This window comes from Halorhodospira abdelmalekii, assembly GCF_016583625.1.
Lineage (GTDB): Bacteria > Pseudomonadota > Gammaproteobacteria > Nitrococcales > Halorhodospiraceae > Halorhodospira > Halorhodospira abdelmalekii.
Window position 1 is genome coordinate 65,211 of sequence record NZ_NRRN01000010.1, and the last position, 6,261, is coordinate 71,471.

6 protein-coding genes are annotated in these 6,261 nt (G+C 64.6%); 4 read left to right on the forward strand and 2 right to left on the reverse strand.

What is annotated here, in order from left to right; all coding sequences use genetic code 11:
* Window positions 1-5 precede the first annotated feature (5 nt).
* Genes CKO15_RS03815 through CKO15_RS03825 form a run of 3 tightly spaced genes read left to right on the forward strand, consistent with a single transcriptional unit; the run spans window position 6 to window position 3,041 of the window.
* Window positions 6-1,094 (forward strand): FAD-binding oxidoreductase, encoded by a 1,089-nt coding sequence (locus CKO15_RS03815; protein ID WP_242464539.1) that lies wholly within the window; start codon window positions 6-8, stop codon window positions 1,092-1,094.
* 14 nt (window positions 1,095-1,108) lie between these two features.
* Complete coding sequence (locus CKO15_RS03820) at window positions 1,109-2,203, forward strand: squalene/phytoene synthase family protein (protein ID WP_200192678.1); 1,095 nt, start codon at window positions 1,109-1,111, stop codon at window positions 2,201-2,203.
* A gap of 10 nt (window positions 2,204-2,213) precedes the next feature.
* Complete coding sequence (locus tag CKO15_RS03825) at window positions 2,214-3,041, forward strand: TlpA disulfide reductase family protein (RefSeq protein WP_200192680.1); 828 nt, start codon at window positions 2,214-2,216, stop codon at window positions 3,039-3,041.
* 92 nt (window positions 3,042-3,133) lie between these two features.
* On the opposite strand, the gene lpxD is transcribed toward CKO15_RS03825, so the two are convergent.
* Window positions 3,134-4,237 carry a UDP-3-O-(3-hydroxymyristoyl)glucosamine N-acyltransferase gene (gene lpxD, locus CKO15_RS03830; protein ID WP_200192682.1) on the reverse strand — a complete coding sequence of 368 codons (1,104 nt, stop codon included), beginning with the start codon at window positions 4,235-4,237 and terminating at the stop codon, window positions 3,134-3,136.
* 271 nt (window positions 4,238-4,508) lie between these two features.
* On the opposite strand from lpxD, the gene CKO15_RS03835 reads away from it, so the two are divergent.
* Entirely contained in the window at window positions 4,509-5,054 is a 546-nt protein-coding gene (locus CKO15_RS03835; RefSeq protein ID WP_200192702.1) for an HNH endonuclease, read from the forward strand.
* Window positions 5,055-5,173: 119 nt separating this feature from the next.
* Here the strand turns inward: CKO15_RS03835 and CKO15_RS03840 are convergent, their stop codons facing one another.
* Complete coding sequence (locus CKO15_RS03840) at window positions 5,174-6,067, reverse strand: fructosamine kinase family protein (protein ID WP_200192684.1); 894 nt, start codon at window positions 6,065-6,067, stop codon at window positions 5,174-5,176.
* Window positions 6,068-6,261: the final 194 nt, after the last annotated feature.

Consider the following 6,261-nt stretch of genomic DNA (forward strand, 5'->3'; position numbering starts at 1 on the left):
AGGTGATGATGCACGAGCATGAGGTGGTGTTGGCCGACGGCAGCCGATTCACCGTAGCCCCCGGCGAGACGGTGCTCGATGCTGCGTTGCGCCAAGGGTGGGCACTGCCCTACGGTTGCCGCGGTGGTTTTTGCGGTGGTTGCCAGCAGCGTATCCAAGAGGGGGAGGTCGCCTATCCGCAGGGTGAGCCGCCGGCGCTCGATCCGGCAGAACGTCTTCAGGGTGCCGCAATCCTCTGCCAAGCCGAGCCGCGTAGCCGTCTGCGTTTGGAGTGGGCGCCGCAGCCGGCGGCTGGGCCGCCAGCGCCGCGCTCGTTGAGTGCTCGGGTGGCGCAGATCGAAACCTTAGCCCCCGAGGTGCGCCGGATTTGGCTGGAGTTGCCGGCCGGTGAGCGCTTGCCCTTCCTAGCCGGTCAATATATCGAGGTCACCGGGCGTGACGGGCGTCGGCGCGCCTTCTCGCTGGCCAATCCGCCGCATGCCGATCAGCGCTTGGAGCTGCACATTCGGCGCGTTGCCGACGGGGCCTTTACCGATCATGTCTTTGAGCGGCTGCAAGTTGGTGAACGATGGCAGATTGAGGGGCCACATGGGCAGTTCTATCTGCGCGAGGATCGACAGCGACCGGTGCTTTTGGTGGCTGGTGGGACCGGGTTTGCGCCCTGTAAGAGCATCTTAGAGCAGGCCTTTGCCGCCGGTATCGAACGTCCGATCGAGCTCTACTGGGGAGCAGCGACGGCAGCTGGCCTCTATCTGGAGTCGTGGGTGCGGGCACAGCAGCGCAAGCAGGCGAATTTGCGCTATGTCCCGGTGGTTGTAGAGGTTGCGGCGGTGGCGCCGGAAAACAGCGAGGCCACCAGCGAGACGCGGCAGCGACCAGAGCGAGCTGGCCGTTCGGGCCAGGTGCATGAGGCGGTGCTGGTCGATCATCCGCGGCTGGAAGATTTCGATATCTACATCGCGGGGCCCCCGGCGATGATCGAGGCTGCCCGCGCCGCCTTTACGGCCCACGGCGCTGATAAACAGCGCCTATTTTACGATGCCTTTTATACGAGTCACACGCGACATGCGAGCGACCCGAGCCGGGAGCCATAGAAAGGGCCAAGACCGTGCATGAGCCGAACCTGGTGCAGCAGAAGAACCGCGATCGCAACCGCGCCTATCGCTGGGCGGTTGATCGTGCCTACCAAGAGGCAGCACTGCCGGGGGTCTCGCGTACCTTTGCGCTGACGATCCCGCAGTTACCGTTAGCCTTGCGCGATACGGTGACAAACGCCTATTTGCTGTGTCGGATCGCCGACACCCTTGAGGACCACTCTCACCTGGAGCCGGCCGGGAAACACGATCTCTTCGTCGGCCTGCAGGAGGTGCTGGAAGGTCAGCGTGACCCTGAGCGTTGGGCCGGTGAGGTGGTACGGGCGCTGGCCTGGGATACACCAGCGGCGGAGCGCGATCTCGTGCTGTCGTTGCCGCGCGTGGTCGCCGTAACGAACGGTCTGTCCGAGGCACATCAGGCCGCGGTCCTCCGCTGTGTTTCGATTATGGGTGGGGGCATGGCGCGCTTTCAGCGCCTTAAGTCGCCCGCAGGTTTGCCCGATCAGGCCAGTTTTGAGTCGTACTGTTACTACGTCGCCGGTGTAGTCGGTGAGATGTTGACCGAGCTCTTCGCGATCGAGGTCGAAGAGATTGGCGAGCGGCGTGACCAGATGATGGAACTCGGTCGACGCTTCGGCTTGGGGCTGCAGGCGACCAACGTCTTGAAAGATGTCTGGGACGATCGGGCGCGTGGTCTGTGCTGGCTACCGCGCGATCTCTTCGGCGAGGTCGGTTGTGAGCTGGAGCCGGAGGAGGAGTGGAGCAGTGATCCGGCTTTTCGCCAAGGTATGAGGCGGATGGTCGGGGTCGCGACCGAGTATATGGAGGCGGCGCGCTCCTACATTCTGCTTGTGCCACCGAGCCAGCCGGGGATTCGCCGCTTCTGTGCGTGGGCGGCGACGATGTCGTTGGCGACGCTGCGGCGCATCCACCGTAGGCCCGGCTTTCAGTCGGCCGAGCAGATCAAGATCACCCGCGGGCAGGTGCGGCGCTTGGCCGTATGGACGAGCTACGCCGCTGAGCGCGACGGCGCCATGCGCCTGGTTTTAGCATGGAGCGGTCGCGGGCTGCCGCGGCCACTGGTGCGTTCGTACGGTGACGAAAACTAAGGAGATGTAAATGGGCATCCTGCAGCAGAGCGTTGCGCTCGGCCCGCTAGCGCTTTCCATCGGTCAACTGTTGATTCTGGTGGCTATTGTCGTTGCCCTAGTGACCGGTGCTTTGGCGGGGCTGCGGCAGCAAGTCCGGGTGATCGATTACCTGCTGGCGCTGTTGACGGTCGGTCTGATCAGCGCGCGCGCGGCCTTTGTCGTTCGCTACTGGGGCAGTTTCGACGGGCCGCTGGCGATGATCGATATCCGCGATGGCGGCTTCGAGCCGATCGGTGCCCTGATTGGCGGCGCGTTCTACGTCGCCTGGCGTCTGTGGCGCTCGCCGCAAGTGCGTCGGCCGCTGGTGACCGCGATAGCAGCCGGTGGAATCACCTGGGGGCTCACTGCCGGGCCGATGACGATGATTGAGCAGCAATCACGGCCGTTGCCCGACGTCGAGATCAGCACACTGGAGGGTGAGCGGCTCGGGTTGGCGGAATTGGCCGCAGCGAAGGGACAGCCGCTGGTGGTCAACCTGTGGGCGACTTGGTGTCCGCACTGCATCCGTGAGATGCCGACGTTCGCGCAGTTGCAGCAAGAAGAGAGCGACGTCTCCTTCCTCTTCATCAACCAGGGTGAGGGGCCAGCTCAGGTGCGCCGTTTTCTCGAAGAGCGCAACCCCGGCCTTGAGAATATCTACCTCGATCCGCGCAATGCGGTCGGCAACGCTACGGGTTCACAGGCCTTGCCGACGACGCTCTTCTACAGTGCTGAAGGACAGCTGGTCCATACCCAGACCGGTGGCGCCTCTAGGGCTACGATCGAGCGCGGCCTGCAGCGACTGCGCAGCGACTGATTCGATCGCTAGAGCGCCGGCGGGGCGTGCCTCTGCCTATAATCTGTCGATAAAGGCAAACACGTCGTTGCCTGGGCGCCATCATCAGCTCATCAACGGTCGGTGTCGTCTGTGCCGTTGTTGCCAGCGTCGGCGTGCCGCTCAAGTCGCTGTACCCGCCGTGCCAGCTCGTCGAGCTGGGTGATGCGCACGGCGTTCCGGCGCCACTGCCGCAGCGGTTGGGTGGGCCCCGTAGAGGCGTGGGTCGATCCTGCCTCTCGGATCGATCCGGTGACTCCGGTCATTCCAAGCAGGGTCACGCCGTCGGCGATGGTAACGTGATCCGTGATGGCGCAGGCACCAGCGATGATGCAGTGGCGTCCAATGGTCACACTGCCGGCGACGGCGGCCGCACCGGCGATGATGGTGCCTTCGCCGATGCGGGCGTTGTGGCCGATGTGTACGTGATCATCGAGTTTGACGCCGTCCTCGATCACGGTCTCTTCCAGTGTGCCGCGGTCGACGGTGGCGTTGGCGCCGATCTCGACGTCATCGCCGATGCAGACCCCACCGATCTGTGGAATCTTCTCCCAGCCGCCCCCCTCAGCGGGCAAGAATCCGAAGCCGTCGGCGCCGATGACAACACCGGGGTGGATCAGTCCATTGGCACCGATCCGGCACCCCCAGCCGAGGTGGATCTGGGCGATCAACTCGGTTCCGGCGCCGACACTGGCGCGCTCGCCAATGACGCAGCCGGGGCCGATGATCGCCCCGTGGCCAATGGTCGCATTTGCGCCCACGACGGTGTGTGCACCGATGCACGCGCTGGCGTCCACTTCGGCGCTGGGGCTGATGACAGCGCTGGCAGCAATTCCCGGTTGAGGTTGCGGACGCGCGGGGGCTAAGAGGCGCACCAGGGTTACGAAGGCGCGGCGCGGCTGCTCGACGACAAGGGTCGGAAGGGTGGTTTCGGATTGGTGTTCGTGGGTGAGGACGACGGCCGCGGCCTGGGTCTCCTGCAGCTGTTTTCGATATCCGCCGCCAAGATAGAGGGTGATGTCGTTGCTGCGGGCGTTGCGCAGAGAGGCTACACCGCAAACCGTGCGCTGACCGTCGCCGGTAAGCTCGGCGTCGATCTGCCGGGCAAGTGCATCCAGGGTCCACTCGGGGGGGGCTGCGGGGTGGCCATCGGGGGTGGTCGAAGCGGAGCGGGACATAGGCGAAATCCTGGCTCTAGTGGGCCGCCAGAGGGCGGGCCGGTCTCTCGGGGTGTGCAGCCTCTGTGCGTAGTATCGCCGCTTGGGCGGAAGATTGAAAGTTGGTGCGAGCGTGCTCCGTCTGCTCTCCGTATGATGCGGCGGCAGTGCGCACGGTCATCGTTAAACGGTTGTCAAGGGCTGCCGTAGCCGATATAAGTAGGCAGGCCCTGAGCGCAAGGGGGGAAGTGCGGTGTTCGAGCATAGGATCCTGCGCACCGATGTCTCGGGTATGCCGTTAGAGTGGGTCGGCTACGAAGAGGCAGTGCGCTACTACTACTTGGAGCAGGTTGCATACGCTTGCGGTAGCACGCTTTACCAGATTCGCGGCGGTTACAACTCGGTCACCGGGCAGCGTTCGGTGTTGACGCTCAACTCGATTATCGCGACCGAGGGGGCTCGCCAAGCCCTGCTCAAAGGGCGCATCGGCTACGTGCCGCCGCTCAGCAACCCGACCCTGTTTCGCCGCGACGCCAACGTCTGCCTTTACTGCGGCAAACGCTTTCGCAACGCCGAGCTCTCACGCGACCACGTGACTCCGGTCAGCCGCGGTGGCTTCGATACCTGGAACAACGTCGTCACTGCCTGTAAACGCTGCAATAACCACAAGGGTGATCGCTCCCCGGAGCAGGCCGGTATGCAGCTCATCGCCGTCCCCTTCACGCCGACGCACGCCGAGTACGTCTATCTGCAAGGGCGGCGCATTCTGGCCGATCAGATGGAGTTTCTCAAGTCGCACTTCCCCCGCCGGAGCCCGTTGCGGGTACGGCTCCCGTGACCGCTACCGGCCCCGTCATCGAGCACGATAGTGCCAGGGATGGGGGATGACACGGTAGTGGCCGAGCCGGTTCATGCCTGCCGACGAGGCCGAACAACGCCGATCTTGGTGCAGGCGATTCAGTGACCGATCTCGGCGAGTAGGCGATCGATCTGCCGCTGCGCCTGCTGTTGGTACATGCCGCCAAACAGGTTGTAGTGATTGAGGACGTGGTAGAGCTGATAGAGCTCGCGACGCACCGCGTAGCCGTCGCTGCGTGGCCAGATCGCATCGTAGCCCTCATAGAAGGCTGTTGGGAAACCGCCGAAGAGCTCGCTCATCGCCAGGTCGGTCTCGCGATCACCGTAGTAAGTCGCCGGGTCGTAGATCGTCGGCTCGCCGCTGCGAGTAAAATCTGCGTTGCCGCCCCAAAGGTCGCCGTGGAGCAGAGAGGGGGTGGGGTGGTGGTCGCCGAGCAGCGCATCGAGATGGGCCGCAAGTTTTGCTCCGCGCTCGATCAAACGCCGCCCGGCGCCGCGCGCTTGGGCCAGATCGAGCTGATGCTCCAGGCGCTGCGTGCGAAAGAAGGCACTCCACGACGGCTGCCAGGTGTTCGGCTGCGGGGTCGAGCCGATGAAGTTGTCGGTGTGCCAGCCGTGCTCCGACGCGGTCACCGCGTGCAGGGCGGCGAGTTGCTCCCCGAGTTGCCGGTAGCCGGCTGGCCCCCCTCGTCCACCAAGTGGTAGATACTCGAGCACCAAAAAGGCGTGGGCGCCGTGCTGCCCGTGGGTGATCGGGCGAGGGATGCGGAGAGCTGTTGCGGCGGCCACAAGTTCGGTGAGCGCTTGCGCCTCGGTCGCAAAGAGGGCGGCGGCATCGCTGCGGTTGGTCTTAACGAAGAAACGCCGGTGCTCGTCTTCGAAGAGACGGGCCTGATGGATGCAGCCGCCGCCGGCGTCGCTGCTGCGTGCCGGACCGAAGGGGGTGCCGGTTGCCTCGCTGATTGCGGTTTCGAGGATGCGCTCAAGCGTCATGCGCAGCGGCCTCCTGCGGTATGGCTGGGTTGCCTCTCGGATTGGTTGGGCTGGCGTGGGTCGTTGTGAGCGCCTTCAAGCGACTCCACTCTGGGGCTGCAGCCCCTCACCGATGCTTGCAAAAACTGTCGGCGAAGACAAGTCGGATGAGAAGGCGGAGAGTGGGGTAGGAGGGGCAGTCAGGAGGCCGGGGC

Bases quoted from the DNA above. Each gene is read 5' to 3' on its own strand.
- CKO15_RS03840 (WP_200192684.1), bottom strand. From the start codon at position 6,067: ATGACGCTTGAGCGCATCCTCGAAACCGCAATCAGCGAGGCAACCGGC.
- CKO15_RS03825 (WP_200192680.1), top strand. From the start codon at position 2,214: ATGGGCATCCTGCAGCAGAGCGTTGCGCTCGGCCCGCTAGCGCTTTCC.
- lpxD (WP_200192682.1), bottom strand. From the start codon at position 4,237: ATGTCCCGCTCCGCTTCGACCACCCCCGATGGCCACCCCGCAGCCCCC.
- CKO15_RS03835 (WP_200192702.1), top strand. From the start codon at position 4,509: ATGCCGTTAGAGTGGGTCGGCTACGAAGAGGCAGTGCGCTACTACTAC.
- CKO15_RS03815 (WP_242464539.1), top strand. From the start codon at position 6: ATGATGCACGAGCATGAGGTGGTGTTGGCCGACGGCAGCCGATTCACC.